Origin of the sequence: Enterococcus sp. DIV1090, from assembly GCF_050537975.1 — a bacterium.
Lineage (GTDB): Bacteria > Bacillota > Bacilli > Lactobacillales > Enterococcaceae > Enterococcus > Enterococcus faecalis.
Window position 1 is genome coordinate 1,172,920 of sequence record NZ_CP172917.1, and the last position, 18,243, is coordinate 1,191,162.

The window sequence follows — 18,243 nt, forward strand, 5'->3', positions numbered from 1 at the left end:
TTTGACTTGGTCACTTTTTACTGACTAAGCCAAATGTTTTTGTTATAAAAGAAAGTATGCAACTAGACCAACTTTGATAAAAATTCCAATTTCTCTTTTATTTATCATTTTTTGGTTGTTTACAAGGTCTATACCAGTTATAATAGAAGAGGAGATGAACGAAGAGGAGGAAGCGTAAATGGTTCAAAATATACCAATTTATATTCAAATTCACGATAAAATCAAAGAAGATATTGAAAAAGGTGTCTGGAGTATCGGGGATCGTTTGCCCTCTGAGCGAGAATTAGCCTTGAAATTTGATGTTAGTCGAATGACCTTACGCCAAGCCATTCAGACTTTAGCAGACGAAGGGATTTTAGAACGAAAAATTGGTTCAGGAACGTATGTAGCACGTAAGAAAGTTCAAGAAACAATGACAGGTACCACTAGTTTTACAGAAATTACCTTGTCTCAAAATCGCGTTCCTTCTAGTCGGACGGTGTCTTATTTTGTAGCGAAACCTAGTTCTAGTGAGATGGAAAAATTACAACTAGGTCCAGAAGATTCAATTTTACGAATGGAAAGAATTCGTTTTGCGGATGACATTCCGATTTGTTTTGAGGTGGCGAGCATTCCTTATTCATTGGTCTCGCAATATGGCAAATCTGAAATCACGAATTCTTTTTATAAAACACTTGAAGCCAAATCTGGCCACAAAATTGGCCACTCTAACCAAACAATCTCTGCTGTTCAAGCATCGGAACAGATCGCAGAATATTTAGAGATTAAACGAAGCGATGCGATTCTGCGTGTGCGCCAAGTATCCTATTTTGAAAACGGACTACCTTTTGAATATGTTCGTACGCAGTATGCAGGAAGTCGATTTGAGTTTTATTTAGAGAAGTAGAGAAAAAGAATGAATAAAAGATAGGAAAACTTATCACATTGATAAGTTTTCCTATCTTTTAATTTTTTTTGCTAAAGAAATAAATTGTTTTTTTTAATAAAATGTATATTTACTTATTAATTTATCTGACGTTAAAAAATAACGATTTAATGGAATTTATTTATTTTTTAAATATTTTTTAAATAATTTTTATTTATCAGTTATTTTTGTTTTTATTTTGATAAATATTGATTTGGATGGTTTTGTAATGTTGTTTTTAAGAGTTTTTATTTGTTTATTTTATTGTTATAATTATTTTTATGCGAATACGTATATTTTTAAATAGTTGTTGACTATATTTTTTATATATAGTTATAATATTTGTAACAGGTAATAAAACTATAAAAAATGTGGAGGGATTACTTATGGCAGGATCAATTGCTGTAACACCAGAACAACTGAAATCACAAGCGAAAGTATATTCGCAAGCATCGTCTCAAATTCAAGATGCAATTCGTAAAGTGAATTCAATGAACCAACAAATTTCACAACAATGGAAAGGGCAAGCATTTCAAGCGTATCTGGAACAGTACAATCAATTGGAAGGTAATGTCAAACAGATGGAAGAATTATTGATTAGTATTAATCAACAATTAAACAAATATGCAGACACTGTCGCAGAACGTGACCGTCAAGATGCAGGATCATTTGGCTTTTAATTGATCAAAGATTGAAGCGCTAGCGCAATGAATTGCACTAGCGCTTTTTCTAAAGGAGAGAAGATAATGGAAGGGAAAATAAAAAAAGGTATCCCTTTTGCCTTAGCAATTGGAGCAACTTTCTTGTTATTACTTTTTTTCATTCATTTAGGGTTTAAAGATGAGAACGTGACTCGAAGTAGCAAAGATCAGACAACAAAGATGCAGTACGCATTAGTTAATGAAGATAAAGGCGCAAGTTTTGAAGGAAAACGTTATGCATTAGGTTCTGATTTTGTCACATTAATTAACAAAGATACAGCTAATCGATGGGAAACAACGACTCGGAATATCGCAACATCTGGGGTTGAAAATGGACAATTCGATGCCCAAATTATTATTCCGCAAGATTTTTCGGAGAAATTATTGTCACTACAAGCTGTTAGTCCAGAGCAGGCTTCTGTTGAATACCAAGTGCGAGACGGACAAAATGAATTGACCAATCAAGCAATTCAAGACAAAGTAAATACTATTTTGAAAGATTTTAACCAACGCGTAATTCAGATGTATTTTTCCAGTATTGTTGGAAATTTAGTTATCGCACAACAAAACGTTAACCAAATTACTGATACGCAGTTGCTGTATCAAGATCAATTAGAAGAAACAATTCAGCAACCATTTAAAGAAATTCCCATGAATTATACGACAGTATTAAGTACGGCTAGTATTTTAGATGAGGACAATAAATTATTTACAAACGAGCAAGAAGCGTTTGTAAAATCAGTACAAACCTTATTAGAAAGCAATAATCAGAGCTTAGAATCAACTAGTAAGACAACGGAAGATACGAAAAAATCAGTGGGCGAGTATTCGAAAGAAGCAAATGAAAAAATAAAAAAATCAATTGCACAATTTAATGAACAGTTTGAGAGACAAAAACAAGAATTGACTAATCAATGGGAAAGTGACACGACAGTATACAAACAACAATTCGATCAACTAAATGGAACGGTAATCAATCAGTTTAGCTCCTTCTACACACCAAGTGAACAAGGAAGCTCAGGGATTTATGCTGACTTTTTATCAGAATCTAAATTATTTCAAGAAACACAAAGCAATCGCATTGGCGAACTACAAAAAGAAATCGCAGAACTACATATGCAAGTAGAACAATTAACTGCGTTAAAAAAGCAAATTGCGGCTACATATTATAATGATCTTGAAGCAACACCTGAGATAGCAACAGACACTCAAATTAAGCAAGCGATTATTCAGTTAATTACGAACGAAAAAGAAAATATACCTAACTTAGATAAAAATTATCAGGAAAGATTGGAAGAATCACTAAGTGAAATTTCTTTTGTAAGTTTAGAAAGACTCGTTAGTGAATTAGAAATGAATAATAGGATTTCAGTTGAACAAGGCAATCTTTTCCGTGATGAGTTACAAATTATTCAGCGATATGCAGAACAGCATGAACTTGATTTCACCAATTCAAGCCGCTTTATGTATTTGGAACCTAAACAACTTCATGAAGATACTATAGCGATTCCACAAGAAAAAGTAACTTTTTCACTAGCGACAAATCAAGAGTCGGTTATTTCATTACGACAAACCAATACACAAAATGGCGAATTGTCATTTCTTTTAGATGATTCAAAAGTTCAAACAATTAAAACATCTTTGAATCAGCAGTTAGCAGGTGCAGGTTACAGCATTGATATTTCAGCAATTACCCCGACACAGCTAACAATTACCAAACCAGTGAAAATACAAGCTGAGATTCCTGAGAATGATGAAGTGAACGAAGAAAATACGCAAGAAGAGTTGGCAGAAGAATCTGAAGAAGAATCTGAAAAAGTAACTGAGCCAGCAAATGATTTGCCCCCACTTCCAGAAAAACTTTCCTTAACGATTGACTTACCAATGGCTTGGCAACTGACACCAGAACAACAAAAAACAGCATTTAATCAGATTGATTATTCTTGGTGGGTAAATAATGAGCTTCAAAATGCACGTTCGTTCGCTGTGTATATTGCAATGGACCAACCATTAGTAACCGATATTCCTGAAATCATGAAGCAATTTCAACTTTTAGATACTGTATCACAACAAATTGTGACTTTATATGGTACGCCTAATCAAAGTCTATCTATTCAAGAGTATGCAGCAATGTTAACCGCTCCTGAAAATCAGGATAAAACAATTGAAGAGTTAGCAGGTGAGACATCCATTTATTGGATGTATGACAATATCACTGAAAACGAGCAAACCATGATGATTACAGATAAATTATTAGACGAATATAAAAAAACAGGAAATCAATTATATCGAGAAACAGATGAACAAATTAATCAATTAAAACAATTAATTGGTACTGAGACAGATCAAAATGCAGACGGACGACCTACAACACTTTACGGAACATTAAATTTAATGACAGTCCCTGAAAAATTATTACGAGAAGCGGAGAAATTAAATACATGGTTTGATGAAGCAACAAAACAAGTAAATGCGACATATGCTACTTGGCAAGAAGCTGGAAAAGTGGGAGCTACTTCTGTAATTGATGAAAGAAATCCACATCCAGAAGAAAATCAAACCACCACTTTAGATGTAGAAACAGAAAATTTAGTTAAAATGATGCAAACGTTAATGCAAACAACGAAAGAAACTAGTCTAACAACAGCTGATTCAGCAGCCAAAGTCAAAGATGTTGCCCCGACTATCAAAGAATTGAAAGCCTCAACAACCAAAGTTCAAGATCATGCGCAAAATATCTTAGCAAACTTAAATGATTCAATTGATGAGTCAAAGAAAACAACCAAAGAAAATGAAGAGTATGCCAAAACATTTGAAAAAGTATTGGCTAATACAAGAGACGGCGGTGCTGATAATCCACGGGTATTTAGTTTCCTTGCGAGCCCAATTCAAGGAGAAGGAATCTTTGGCGAAACACGACAAGTCTCTTTAATTCCCTATTACGCTACCTTGATTGTTAGTATTTTAACATTCGTTATTGCGCTAACTTTCCAAGGCTTTATGAAGAAAAGAACAGTTACTGTAGCGGATGCGTTGGTTGAACCAACCAGAGTTTGGCAAAATATACCAAATCTGTTATTACTCTTGATTACGGTTATTTTGTTTGGAAGTGTCTTTTCACTTCTACTGGTGTTCAATGTATCTCAAATAAATCGATTCGCTTGGTTTAGCTATAGTTTCTTAGTATTTGCTAGCGGTGCACTTTTGGTTTGTGCTTGTTTGCGCCAATTTAAAAAACTTACTTTATATGTTTATGGAGCTATGCTGGGGTTATTTTTCATGTTGACACCTTTATTAGGCATTGCAACAAAGGTAGGCTCATTAAGCAATTGGCTCTATCGTTTATCGCCGCTTCAAAATATCCAAAATGGCTTTACTGCTTTAGTAAATGGGATACAAATTAGTTGGGTTAGTTACCTTATTTTAATCGTTTTACTTGTTTTAGGTGTTGTCCTTAACTTGTTTGTACGACCGGAGGAATAGCCATGAGAAAATTAATAAAAATAGTGATTGTTTTAAGTGTTAATATGCTCTATTTGTCATTGTCATCAACAAAAACAAAAGCAGAAGAAGTAGGCGCTTTAAAAATAAATAATCAAGTGATCTACCAAGACAATCAGCAGAAAAAAAATGTAGAAGTGAATTTCATTATTCCAGATTTGTTTTTGCCGATAAAAGCAGAGAGAGAAAAAGAAGTCAATCAAAGTAAAGCGAGGGTTGTCAACGAAGCAAAAAATGATGTATTTAGGACAGAACAGAATGCAAAAACATTAGCAGTTGATAAAAAGGTAAGGCCTTTTCTGTTCAAAGAGACGGCAACGGTCACTTCTCCTGAAAGCATTGAATCTCTTGAGGTTCACCGAGAAATATCCATAAACTTTTGGTTGTACAGTGGTATTTTTTTAGGAAGTATAGTTATTTTATTCGTTGGTGTTTTTCTAGGAAACCGTTTTTCATATCATCGTGCACAAAGCGGAAATTAAGGAGTGAAAGAAACATGAACAAAAGAACATCGATTGGTATCGGCTTACATGTGTCGAATCAAATTATTGATTTGCAAATCCCTAATCAGGTATCAGTTGCACGTTTAAAAGAATTGTTACTCGAATCGTTTGAGCTGTTGCCAAACCGTTTGCCAGCATCATTTGAATTGGTTGTTTTGAATAAACCAATTCATTTAGCTGATAATCAATTAATTGTAGATTATCCATTAGGGAATGGCGACCAACTAGTAGTAAAAGAAATTATAAAGGAGACACATGGATGAGCGAGTTAAAGGATATTTCAGAGACAATCACTTTAGAAGCAACAAAAGAATATGTTCAAGTAACATTACAAGCAAATCAATATCAGTTAGAAAGACTAGAACAGTTTCAACAATTTTTAAAATCAAGTCGTGGATTTTTATCGGGAAAAATAATACAAGCAACGGAAGAAGCGTTAGTGATTCAATACCATAAGGATCAATATATGCAATCCATTTTACAAGCGATAAAAAAAATGGATCAATATGAGCGATTATTGTTAGCGCAAAGAGTTCATTATTTGGTTGATTTCTTAGGTACGCCGGTCCAACCCTTTATTCATCCAGAAAACATCTATATCTTGGGAGAAGAATTATTAATTGCTCATCGTGGTTTTATGCAGGTCATTGTGCCTTATTCAGCAGATGAAAGAGAATTTTTTAAACAATATCGAGCGCTGATTTTAGCAATCTTACATCCAAAGTATGAGTATGAACAATTGATTCAAGGGAATGGCACCCTGAAAGATACGCTATCTAAACAATTACAAGAGGCGAAAACAATTAATGAAATTGAGCAAATCATTGGTGAACAAATCATTCGTCAAAAAGCTAAGCGTGAAGCAGAAACCAAATTAGTGAGTAAAAAAAGTTATTTAACCTTTAAATGGGCCAGCTTAGTGTTATTGGCTTTAACGCTACTTTTTGCAACTACAACAGGTATTTATGTCTTAAAAAAATTACCAGCCCAAGAGCGAGTGAGTTTGGCAGAAGCGCAGTATATTTCTAATGACTATGCAAGTGTTACGAAAACATTAAAAGAAGATACACCAGAAGAATTACCGATAGGAGCTAAGTATGTTGCTGCTGTTAGTTCTGTCCAACTAGATAATTTATCAAATGAACAAAAAACAGCAATTTTAAATAATTTATCTCAAAAATCTAGTGAAAATACCTTACTTTATTGGATTTATATTGGCAAAGGAGACTTTGAAAAATCATTAGATATTGCCCAAAATTTAGGCGATAACCAATATATATTACATGCCTATACAAAATTATATGATGCAACCAAAGCCAATAACAAAATGAACGGCGAGAAAAAACAAGCATTGTTAACAAAATATGAAGAAGCGATTGATAAATACATGAAAATCTTGGGAGGAAAAACGGATGACAACGAAAATCAGTAAAAAATTGGTCTCTGTGAATGATCAAATTCATACATCTAGCATGATTTATTTTGACATTTTTTATTTTGGTCCCCAACTTCTTCACCGTCAAATTACGGCTAAAAACCCAAGTGTTTCAATCAATCAACAATTATTTTTTTACGAAAATGAAGAATTATTCTGTAATGGTGAAACCTTTAATTCTGCTGAAAATTTTTCTGTTTTTCCCCACGAAGAATTGATTACTGTCACCACCAATAAACCGCAGAAAGATTTTTTAATTGCCTCTGCCAAAAATGCTGCGATTTCATTAGAAACAGATGCCATCATCAATATTACACTAACATCAGAAACTGGGGAATATACAGCAACGATTTATCCCGGAGAAGATACGATTTATTACAATCATTATTTAGTTGAAAAAGGAAGCTATGCTTTTGCAGTCGGTGATCAATTAGTTGTCAATGGCTTAATCATTGAAGTTCGGGAAAAACAATTAAAGTTAACAAGTCTAGGAGTTACATATTCCCTGAATCCTTGGCAAATTGTAGAAGAGGAGGTTATTCCAGAATATCCTGTCGATTTCCCGTCATTTCGACGAAGCCCACGGATTCACTTGAAGGAGCCAAAAAAACAAATAGAAATTGCTGCCCCAAAAGCCAAGCAAACAGAAGGGAAAAATGAACTGTTACGGACGATTGTCCCACCTTTAGGAATGGTCGTTTTGAGTGGCGCAACAAGCTTTTTAAGTGGGGGCAATCCAATTATGATGCTTAGTATGGGCGGAGCGAGTTTATTGACGGCTGGTTTTTCAGTCTCTAGTTATTTCACCAATAAAAAAGAAACAAAGCAAAAGAATATCGAACGGACAAATAGCTACGAACAATATTTAATACAAGAGAAAGCTCATTTAAGTATACTGCAACAAGAACAAAAAGAGGCCTTGGAATATATGAATCCTGCCATGAACGAATTAGCCTTAATGACAAAAGAGTATCATGCGCGAATATATGAACGCATGATGACTAATGAAGATTTTTTGACAGTTCGCTTAGGGGTTGGTGAAATTTCTTCAAGTTTTACGACAAATTATCAGTCAACGGAAGATGATTCACTAAGTCAAGAAGCTGAAGAACAATTAGTATGGCCATATAAACAATTAGAAAAGGCGCCGATTGTTGTACCACTAATGGGACAAACCTTAGGATTGGCGGGAACACCTGCTGTTTTAAGGACAGCCATTCAAACGTTGTTATTTCAAGTGTCTGTTTTACATTCCTATCGTGACGTAGAGTTTGTTACTTTAGTACCAGAGGAAGATTATCAGAAAGATTGGCATTCTTGGCGTTGGTTGCCACACGTCAAAATCCGCAGCCTGAATTTGCGTGGGATTGTTCACGATCCTCAAACAAGGGATATGGTTTTAAATTCTTTCTATCAAATGATTACGAAACGTCGTCAACAAGTGCGCGAAGCCGGCAATGAAAAAGTTCACTTTCAACCACAGTACATTCTGTCGATTTTAGAAGAAAGCTGGTTGTCAGGGCATGGCTTAAATGAATTTTTAGCTGAAGATATGAGTCAATATGGTGTGACAGTTATTTGGGGAAAAGATGCTTTAAATATGTTACCAGAAACGACAACTACACTGATTGAGTATCAAAGTAGTGAAGCGGCGACTTTAATTAATCAAAATAATAAATATGTGAACCAAAACTTCGTTCCTAATCATTTACCGACTGCTTATCCGCTTGCTTATGCGATTCAGCGCTTGGCGAATTTGCAGCATGTGGAAGTGGAGAAGAATGCGGTGCCAGAAAGTCTGAGTTTACTTGAGCAATACGAAGTAACAAGGATTGAAGAATTAACTATCGATCAACGTTGGTTGAATGCGCAGCCAAATAAATCAATTCGTTCACTAATTGGCTGGCGTGGTAAATCAGATTATGTCTATTGGGACTTACACGAACGTTTGCATGGGCCTCATGCACTTGTTGGAGGGACCACAGGCTCAGGAAAATCAGAATTTTTAACAACTTATCTAATTGGCTTAGCGATTAATTTTTCTCCTGAAGATATCGGCATGTTGATTATTGATTGGAAAGGTGGCGGAATAGCCAATACATTAGATAAGCTACCGCATTTTATGGGCGCTATTACCAATTTAGACGGAGCCGGAACAGCTAGAGCCTTAGCCAGTATCAAAGCAGAATTGGATAAACGTCAACGAGAATTCGCCAAATATGGTGTGAATAATATCAACGGATATATGAGTTTATACAAACAACGACACGAACCGAAACCTGATATTATCTATCCTACTAAACCATTGCCTCATTTAATTTTGGTTTCTGATGAATTTGCGGAATTAAAAGCGAATGTTCCAGAATTTTTAGATGAGCTAACTTCGGTGGCGCGGATTGGCCGTTCATTGGGTGTTCATTTAATTTTGGCAACACAAAAACCAAGTGGTGTGGTAAATGATCAAATTGAAGCCAATAGTACCAGCAAAATTGCTTTGAAAATGGCTAGTGTCCAAGATTCTAATGAATTATTAAAAACACCAGATGCAGCTCAAATTACCAATCCTGGTCGGGGGTATTTAAAAGTTGGGGAAAATGAAGTTTATGAAATGTTCCAAAGTGGTTATGCGGGGGTTCCTTACGATCCTGACCAAGTGATGGAAGAAGTGGTGGATGAACGGCTATATCGGATCAATGATTTAGGACAAACTGAATTGCTTTATGATCCAGGTGAAGAAGTGGTTCAAGGAAAAGATAAGAGCGACTTACCAACCCAATTGGAAGCTGTTATTACTACGATTGGTGAAATTTTTGAACAATCAACACTGACGATTCCAGATAAACCGTGGTTACCTAATCTTGAAGAAAAAATAGCAACACCAAGTATTGGAAAATCAAATGATCGTAGCCTTAAAGTACCAATAGGCTTACTTGATATTCCTGCAAAGCAAGCTCAAGAAGTCTATGAATATGATTTGGAGAAGTCCAGCCATACAGCAATTTTTGCGAGTCCAGGATATGGGAAATCGACGATTTTACAAACGATAGCAATCAATCTTGCCCATAAGAATACCCCTGAACAAGTTCAATTTAATTTAATTGATTTCGGAAATAACGGCTTATTGCCACTAAAAGATCTACCTCATGTAGCCGATATTGTGACTTTAGAAGAAGCAGAAAAATTACAGAAAATGTTGGATCGAGTTAGCCAATTACTAGCGCAAAGAAAGCAGCTATTTAAAGAAACTGGTGTAGCTAGTCTAATCCAGTATGAAGCGAAAACGCAGCAAAAATTACCAATTATTATTAATTTGCTAGATAGCTATGATGGTTTAAGTTTAGAAGATCAACGGAAAGACGGGATTGACGAGCTACTTTTACAACTCTTAAGAGATGGTGCTAGTCTTGGCGTTTACTTAATTTTTACTGCGAGCCGTTCTGGCAGTATTCGGATGAATATGATGAGTAATATCGCAACTAAAGTCGTTCTTTATTTAAATGACGAAAGTGAAATAGGTAGCTTGTTAGGTAGAGATGCTTTAATGGCTCAAGCAATCAGCGGACGTGGGCAAGTCATGTTGGATACGCCAACGGCGATTCAATTTTACTTGCCAGCAGAGGGTGAAAATAGTGCAGAATTATTAGAAAATTTAGAAACCAAAGTGGCTACGATGAATCATGACTGGGTGGGAATTCGTCCTGAAAGAATTCCAATGGTTCCTGAAAAATTATCACATGAACAATTCCAACAATTTGTGCCAGAAAAAGAATTGAATCAGTTATATTTGGGATTAAACAAATTAAGTGCTGAACCAGAAACGTTACCCTTATTCCAAAGAAAAACGCTAGGTATTTTTCCAGAATCTACTAAACAATCCCAACTAATCTTTCCATGGTTTATGCAGCAAATCAGTGAATTAACTGTCAATTATGAAGTTGTCTTGATTGATGTAGCGGGGAACTTAGAAGAATGGTCTGAAAAAGTATCCCTTTATATTCAACGAACACAAGTAGTAAAACAGAACGTGGAATTGAAAGAAGCGTTAGAAGCAATGTTAATTGATGAAACGACACAACGAATTGTGATTATTAATGGCTTGGCAGACTTGGTCGATAAATTATCATTGGATATTGATAGTCTGGCTTATATAACAAATAGTCCTATCGGCAAACTACAGTTAATTTTATTAGATACTTCAACAAAGCTTACATCTACTTACAGTAGTTTTATTTCGACAATCAAAGAAAACACAGAACAAGTTCTTTTCGGAGGAACATTGCAAAATCAATCATTTGTTGAAAATGTTCCTTATGATCAGCAAAATCTTCCTGTCCCTAAAAATGTGTTACATCGCTTAAAAGAAGAAGTATTAGATAAAATTGTTGTGCCAATGGAGGTGAACAAATGAGTGAAGATTTAACTACCCCTTTTTTACCATTGGGGAGTGTGTTGAAGTTAAAAGATACAACCAATGATACATTATATTATTTCATTGTTGCTCGAGCGATTGCCAAAAATGGTAACGGAGAAATTGTTTCTCGTTATAAAGTTGCACCACATCCTTTTGGGGATATACCAACACAAGAAGTCTTTTCAATTGAAGTAGAGCAAATTATGGAGGTTTTGTTTGAAGGTTTTTCTGATAAAACGGATGAAGAGTTTTTGGAAAATTTACTTTCACAAATGAACGGGAGTGCAGAATCGTTTCCAAAGGATTCTGAATCGGAGGTTGAAAAAAGTAGTGAACTAGAAAAAACGGAAATGGAAACAAATGGAGACCCATTTTATTATTTTAGAAAAGGAGGAGAGGACTAGATGGGAAAGATTGCCTCAAATCAAGGAGCCGCACAAGCGGCGGTTTCTGGGATTAGTAATGTATCGGTGAGTGGAGGCGCTAAATGTCAATTAGGAAAGAGTAATCTTTCTGGTATGAAAAAAGGTGCGCAAGTCAGTAATCAGCTTGTAGCTAACGTATCAAAGATGGTGGAATGTGTAAATAATCAAGCAAGTAAGTTTCCTAAATTAGCCGCAGTCATCGCAGCACGTGATAGCAGGACAAGATTTAAATAAGAGGATTATAAAATGAAAAATAATGAGCAGTTACGAGCGGAATACAATCAAAAAATTATTGAAAAAGAGCAAGAAATATCTTCAATTTCTAGTGTAAAAAGACAAGTTCAAAACTTATTTGACACATTAGAAGGAGATTTAACGCGAAATATACGTAAGTTAGAAAATCTGAATCATGAATTAGCTAAGAATGGTAATCAAGAAGCAAGATGGCTACAAGAAGATTATCTTCAGAAGCAGCAAAAGCAAACCTCTACTTTTCAACAAGTTCATCAGGAATTTTATCAACAATGTGTCAGAAAAAATGAACAATTAAACGAAGAACGTCTTGAATATCAAAAAGAAAGGAATGAATTGCCATGGGATTAATCTATTCAAGTAGTGACAGCGATGCCATCAAAAGTTCATTAGCAACGAATCTCTCTATTGCTCGGACAGCAGTCAGTAATCTAAACTCTGGTAGTCAGCAATTAATCGCAGCAATCGATGGCCAGACATTAGCAGGAGCAGCGTATACCGCAGGGAAAGGGTTATTTTCAGAGTTAGTGATTCCAACAATCAAACGTGTTTCGAGTGCAGTAGATAATGTTCAAAGAGATTTGAATACGTTCTCTTCAGCGGACAGTTTTATTGCCAGTGAAGGTTATTTGGAAGAAGACAACTTAAATGAACAATTAACATTATGTAAAAGTTCAAAGACAGCTTTGGAGAACGCTGAACGTACAGCCAACATGATTGCCAATGCATTGCCAGAGCCCTTACTATCAGAAATGATAAGAGGGATGCAGCGAGATTTCGCGAGGCGAGCGCAAGACTGTCAAAAGGATATTCAACGGATTGAAAAAAAGTTGAATAAGCTAAGAGAATTTAATGGCAAAATAAGTGGGCTGTTTCAAGGAAGTCTAGCTGAATTTAAACTGGCTATGCAAGGCATAATGGTGTTGAATGGAACAACAATTCATGCGGATGGTAGTTATACATTGCCGAGTGGTGTGGATAAAAGTTGGTTTAATCAAATAAAACCTAAAGCTAAGGAGCAAATAGCGACAAATAATAGTAATGCTTTTTTAGAATTATATACACAAGTGAAACAATTGATGAACCCATTAACCAGTGGTAAAACGGATAACATGAAACGAATGGAACAATTGTTGGCTATGTATCCCAAGGCATTAGTAGATAAGCTGATGAAAAATGATGAATTTTGGATGCTTGCCAATAAATTACCGTCAAAAGTCCGAATAAAATTGATTAGTGGTTTAGAAAAATATAAGGCCTTTGGGCAAGCGATAGCACATGGAAAGTGGATTCCTAAAATAGATACCCTAGGTAAGGGATATCAATGGTTTAGTAAAATGACAAATCCAATAAAAACCTACGTAAGTGAAAGTCTGAAACATTCTAAATTTATTCAAAGGGCCAAAAGTTGGGGTGTAGCTAAAGGGCTAGGAACAGCTGCTCAAGTGGCAACATATGTACAATTAGGTGTGACATTTGTGTCTAGCACTGTTAATGAATACGGTAAAACAGGTAGTATCGGCAAAGGTGTTATTGGTGGAGCGATAGATACAGTGAAAAGTGTAGGTCCGTTGGAGGGGATGACGATAGGAGGAGCTGTGGCAGGACCACCTGGAGCTATACTAGGTGGAATAGTCGGAGGTGCAAATAAAGTTGCACAATTTATATGGCCGAATGCGTATGATGATATTAAGGATGGGGCTTACAAGCTATATGATAAATCAACTAAAATTATAAATGGTGTATCTAAGAAAGTGGGGAAAGCAGCAGAACAGAGTTTTAACACAGTAAAACAGGTATACGATGACGTTCAGGAAGTAGGAAAAACAATTGGAAAGGCACTATCTTCGGTTGAAATACCTAAGATTAGTTTTAGTTGGTGATGAGTGTGAAAAAAATATTCAATGCTACCTTTGAACAAAGTTTAAACTTATTAGATGATCAACTAGTTATGTATATGATAAAGGATACTGAAAAGAGATCGTTATATAATGGAAAAAGAAAATTCTTATTAGTAGTCATAGCTATCATTTTGGTAGCCGTTCAATATGGATTTGTATTAGCGACTGACTATGGAATGAAACATCCGGATAAAGATAGTTTTGTTCCAGCAGCCGAAGTAAATTTGTTGCCAAAAGCTATTTTTTGGATATTTTTATCTGGATACTTGTGTATATGGTTATATACAAGACATAAGAATGACAAAAATATTAGCACAAAAATCTTTGTTACAATGGGTACCTGTAATAACTATTTATTATGGTTTCTATTAGAAGCGAATTTATTCTTCATTACTTTTTTTCTAAAGGCACTAAGTTTAATTGGAATGGGAATTTATTTATTATTAATATGTATAATTGGATATCTAATTATCAGAAGTAAGGTAAATTTTCTAAATAAGAATATGCTTGAAATGAAAGTAAATGAAAAAACTAAAATAGATAACTTTATAGAAACAATTATTCAATTAGTAATGAAATACGGTTGGGTAATAGTTATAGTGGTTATCGTATGGAAATTTTTCTTTCCTAGTGGCGATGGGATAAAATCAGATATATTTGGTTTTATAAGTGTTTTAGGCATGTGGTTTGCATGTAATATAGCATTTATAGCAGCAGAAGCCTACCTATTCTTCCCATATCTTTTACACGGCTATTACAAATATAAATACCCAGAAGAGTATCGAGAATGGGAAGGCAAAACACAATTGGAATGGTATGGAAAAAAATACTTTAATAAGCATATTAAAGGTACGGAGAAAGAAGTGGATGAAGAAAAATAAATTATTCAATGCAACTTTTGAACAAAGTTTAAATTTAGAAGATGATCCTTTTATTATTTTTATGAATAAAGATGTGAATAGATTACCTGATCCAGAAGGTGGAAGAAAAATATTTGCTAGGATAATAGGGATTTTCTTACTTTTCTTTTTAGTAGGACTTAATTTTTTGCTAGCTTTTGTCTCTACAGAAGCTAGTGAAGGGAAATTTTGGGAGAACTCATTTCCTAAACCAGAGATTAATTTTTTACCAATGTGGTTATTCTATTTTCTATTTTTTATATGGGTCGTTTTAGTAATAGTTTTTAGAGATCGAGGTGAATACTACTTTTCAAGAATACGAGGTCAGTTTAATCTAAATCTGTATATAATTTGGTTATTTATAGAAATGAATCTTTTGTTCGCAACAGTGTTTTTTAAAATGCTAACAATAATAGGAATGATTGGTATATCAGGGTTGCTAGGATTATTAGGATATATCATCTTTAGAAGTAAAAAGAAATCGGTAGAAAAAATGCTATATGAAACAGAAGCAAAGAAAGAAAAAATTGATGAAATAGTGGAAAAGATACTAAAACTAATAATGAAATATGGCTGGATAGTTGTAATTATAGTTATGTTATGGAAACTGATTTTTTCTAGTGGTAATGAGGTACGAACAGATATTGTGGGTTCCATTGGAATAGTAAGTATGTGGATAGCGATAGATGTAGGGTTTATTGTGGTAGAAGCTTATCTATTCTTTCCTTACTTACTACACGGCTACTACAAATATAAATATCCAGAGAAATATCGAAAATGGGAAGATAAAACGCAATTGGAGTGGTATGGAGAAAAGTATTTTAACAAACATATTAAAGGTACGAAGAAAGAGGAGAGCGGAAATGATTGAAAATAAAGAGCTATTGCCATTGGGAAGTATTGTATTGTTAGAAGAAGGGCTACAGAAATTAGTAGTAGTAGGTCGAGGTGTTGTATACACAGATCAAGCGACGGATAAAGATACGTTTGCAGATTATATGGCGGTACTATATCCAACGGGTTTAAATCCTGAAACAACTATTTTCTTTAATCACGAAAATATTGATAAAGTAATTTTTAAAGGATTTTCAGATGAAGAAGAAACGCGCTTTTTAGAGGTTTATCTTGAATGGAAAAGTGATTTAGATAAATCCAGAAAGGAAGAAAATCAAGAAAGCGAGATTTTTGGTTTTTAGTTATTTACAGATAAAAAATAGCAATGATTTTCTAAAAGGAGAAGATTTTTTCTCCTTTTAGAAGTACATACACAAAAACAAGTAGTTATACATTGCCAGAAAGAACCAGTAAAGAATGGTTTACAAAAATTCAAGGGATTGAAAGCTTAGAAGAAGCAAAGAAAAATCAACAAAATATGGCAAAAATGATTAATGACTTATTTAAGAAGAATCCAGCGGCAGCTATCGAAAAAGTCAAAAAAGATAAACGATTGTTTAACTATATTATTACTGCCTTGGATTCAGATAAAGTACCAGAGAAACTGAAAATGGCAGCATTAGAAATATTTATTTTTCAAGAAAATGTGAATGATTGGCCTAAAGAAAAAGCGCTGAAAGTTTTAAGAAGCTCTGAGCTGGCTATTTTGGTAGAAAAATTACCGCTAGATAAACAAGCTCAGTTATATGGGGTATTAATTAAATTAAGTGAAAAGGGTTGGGAAGTTTTAGCACCAATGGGCCAGTTGACGGGTGTTTTGTCAAAAAGCTCATTGGGTTCACGAATCATTGCAGGTTCCAAAGTAGGTTTAGCTGAGTTTAAAAAATTGAAAGCTGTTTCTGATTTTTTAAAAGCATATCCCATACTGAAAGAAGGACTATTATATATAGGAGATGGTTTAACCTTACTTTCTTATGCCTATGAAGAATATATCAATCCAAAAAGTCCAGCATATGGAGATGTAAGTAAGGCCATTTATGGTGGGATTAATTCATTTGCTTGGGACATGGGGCCGCTAGAAGGAGCAGAATATGGAGGACCTGTTGGAGCTGTGTTGGGGATGGTGAATACTACTGGTCGTATGGGAAAAGATATTATTAATTCTATTCCCAAAATATGGGGAGATAAAGATGGATTTGGTTGGTCATCTTCTGCAGAAGATAAAAGAAAATGGTTAAATGAACAATATAAAAAACATGGAGAATATGAAGTGATTCCAACGGATAAAGAATATAAAATAGGGGTGCCTGCTCATAGTGGCAGCACTAATATTAACCCGCAAATGAATAACAAAATTTATAAAAGGAAGTGAGGTGCGTTTATGAAAAGTTTAAATAACATGATAAATATAATAACCTTTGAACAAGCAAAAAAAAATATAAACTACGACATACTTTTAGAAAATATATCAGGTGAAAAGAATACGTTGCTCAGCTATTCTATCAAAAAAAAAATAATTTTGCTTGGGTCGATGATAATTCCTACTATATTTCTAATTGCAATGTCAACATACAATTTTAAAGATGTATCAAAACAAGGATATCCAATTTTTATGGCAATTATTGAAATATTTATAGGCATTGTCATTTTGAGTTGCTATTTATATTTCAAAATTTCTAAAAAAAATCGTTGTATAGGATTGAATCGATTTAATTATAAAATGATACTGTTTTCATTGAGTGAAGTTAGCGTATTTGGCTATAGTGGGATAATCGTATTTGCGCAATTTCAACAGTTGAACACATATATCAGACTGTTATTGATAGTGCTTTACTATATTTTACTGTATAAGTTAGTAGTAATAATAATTGTTACCGATACAAAAAAAGTATTGAATGATACGTACGGTTTTGTATTACCCGTAAAAAAATGGCAACAAGGACTTCGTCGGTTTCCAGCTAGATTGATTATATTTACTATTGTGGGTATGCAAGTATATAGAATAACAAAATCTTTCTTTATATTATCTGATATAAATAACATAACTAATTTTCTTTACGGTGTCGTTGGAGGATTTGGTGTTATACTCGGTGGTTTTTGCGTAGGTTTACTTCCAACAACCTTTTTTGATGGGAATGAATTTATTCAAGGTGCATTAATAAAAAAATATTCAGAAGAATTTCGTAGAACGTTTTTTTTTGATAAAGAAGAATGGTATAGGAACAAATAATAATAGTTGCAAACATTTAAAATATATGAAAACTAACAGAAGATATTCATAACGATTTTTTCAGTAATAAATAAAAGTAATCCGGATAAACTTCTATGAATGAGACCAGAATAGTTATGCCAATTCTAAAAAAAGTTGAGATTTTGGAGTTGCAATATAACTTCTGGCCTTTCTACATAATATAGCA

General features: G+C 34.2%; 16 protein-coding genes. All 16 read left to right on the top strand.

Annotated elements, in window-relative coordinates; genetic code table 11:
* The first annotated feature begins 178 nt into the window (after positions 1 to 178).
* The 16 genes from IGL48_RS05695 to IGL48_RS05770 all read left to right on the top strand — a co-directional run bounded on the left by IGL48_RS05695 (position 179) and on the right by IGL48_RS05770 (position 18,056).
* The gene (locus IGL48_RS05695; protein WP_010824587.1) at positions 179 to 886 is read left to right on the top strand and encodes a GntR family transcriptional regulator; all 708 of its coding nucleotides are present in this window, start codon (positions 179 to 181) and stop codon (positions 884 to 886) included.
* A 404-nt stretch (positions 887 to 1,290) separates the two neighbouring features.
* The gene (locus IGL48_RS05700) at positions 1,291 to 1,584 is read left to right on the top strand and encodes a WXG100 family type VII secretion target (protein ID WP_002357798.1); all 294 of its coding nucleotides are present in this window, start codon (positions 1,291 to 1,293) and stop codon (positions 1,582 to 1,584) included.
* A 27-nt stretch (positions 1,585 to 1,611) separates the two neighbouring features.
* Positions 1,612 to 5,088 carry a type VII secretion protein EsaA gene (esaA, locus tag IGL48_RS05705; protein WP_025190715.1) on the top strand — a complete coding sequence of 1,159 codons (3,477 nt, stop codon included), beginning with the start codon at positions 1,612 to 1,614 and terminating at the stop codon, positions 5,086 to 5,088.
* Between the two features lie 2 nt (positions 5,089 to 5,090).
* A complete protein-coding gene (locus tag IGL48_RS05710) occupies positions 5,091 to 5,588 on the top strand; it encodes a hypothetical protein (protein ID WP_048949432.1) in 498 nt (165 codons plus the stop codon).
* 14 nt (positions 5,589 to 5,602) lie between these two features.
* Positions 5,603 to 5,872, top strand: a complete 270-nt coding sequence (locus tag IGL48_RS05715; RefSeq protein WP_010824590.1) for an EsaB/YukD family protein — start codon at positions 5,603 to 5,605, stop codon at positions 5,870 to 5,872.
* Positions 5,869 to 7,041 (top strand): type VII secretion protein EssB, encoded by a 1,173-nt coding sequence (gene essB / locus IGL48_RS05720; RefSeq protein ID WP_002385952.1) that lies wholly within the window; start codon positions 5,869 to 5,871, stop codon positions 7,039 to 7,041. The genes IGL48_RS05715 and essB overlap by 4 nt, the downstream gene beginning before the upstream one ends.
* Complete coding sequence (gene essC, locus IGL48_RS05725) at positions 7,022 to 11,452, top strand: type VII secretion protein EssC (RefSeq protein WP_430601662.1); 4,431 nt, start codon at positions 7,022 to 7,024, stop codon at positions 11,450 to 11,452. The genes essB and essC overlap by 20 nt, the downstream gene beginning before the upstream one ends.
* Entirely contained in the window at positions 11,449 to 11,859 is a 411-nt protein-coding gene (locus tag IGL48_RS05730; RefSeq protein WP_010824592.1) for a DUF4176 domain-containing protein, read from the top strand. The genes essC and IGL48_RS05730 overlap by 4 nt, the downstream gene beginning before the upstream one ends.
* Positions 11,860 to 12,114, top strand: coding sequence for a hypothetical protein (locus tag IGL48_RS05735; protein ID WP_002394400.1), 255 nt, complete (start codon positions 11,860 to 11,862; stop codon positions 12,112 to 12,114).
* Positions 12,115 to 12,126: 12 nt separating this feature from the next.
* Positions 12,127 to 12,483, top strand: coding sequence for a hypothetical protein (locus IGL48_RS05740; protein WP_002394401.1), 357 nt, complete (start codon positions 12,127 to 12,129; stop codon positions 12,481 to 12,483).
* A complete protein-coding gene (locus tag IGL48_RS05745; protein WP_010824593.1) occupies positions 12,474 to 14,015 on the top strand; it encodes a hypothetical protein in 1,542 nt (513 codons plus the stop codon). Before IGL48_RS05740 ends, IGL48_RS05745 begins: the two co-directional genes overlap by 10 nt.
* Positions 14,015 to 14,914 (top strand): hypothetical protein, encoded by a 900-nt coding sequence (locus IGL48_RS05750; RefSeq protein ID WP_010824594.1) that lies wholly within the window; start codon positions 14,015 to 14,017, stop codon positions 14,912 to 14,914. The genes IGL48_RS05745 and IGL48_RS05750 overlap by 1 nt, the downstream gene beginning before the upstream one ends.
* The gene (locus IGL48_RS05755; protein WP_010824595.1) at positions 14,901 to 15,803 is read left to right on the top strand and encodes a hypothetical protein; all 903 of its coding nucleotides are present in this window, start codon (positions 14,901 to 14,903) and stop codon (positions 15,801 to 15,803) included. The genes IGL48_RS05750 and IGL48_RS05755 overlap by 14 nt, the downstream gene beginning before the upstream one ends.
* Positions 15,796 to 16,128 carry a DUF4176 domain-containing protein gene (locus IGL48_RS05760; protein WP_010824596.1) on the top strand — a complete coding sequence of 111 codons (333 nt, stop codon included), beginning with the start codon at positions 15,796 to 15,798 and terminating at the stop codon, positions 16,126 to 16,128. The genes IGL48_RS05755 and IGL48_RS05760 overlap by 8 nt, the downstream gene beginning before the upstream one ends.
* 92 nt (positions 16,129 to 16,220) lie before the next feature.
* On the top strand, positions 16,221 to 17,198 hold the full coding sequence (locus IGL48_RS05765; RefSeq protein WP_010824597.1) for a hypothetical protein: 978 nt from the start codon (positions 16,221 to 16,223) through the stop codon (positions 17,196 to 17,198).
* Between the two features lie 9 nt (positions 17,199 to 17,207).
* Complete coding sequence (locus IGL48_RS05770) at positions 17,208 to 18,056, top strand: hypothetical protein (protein ID WP_239660136.1); 849 nt, start codon at positions 17,208 to 17,210, stop codon at positions 18,054 to 18,056.
* Positions 18,057 to 18,243: the final 187 nt, after the last annotated feature.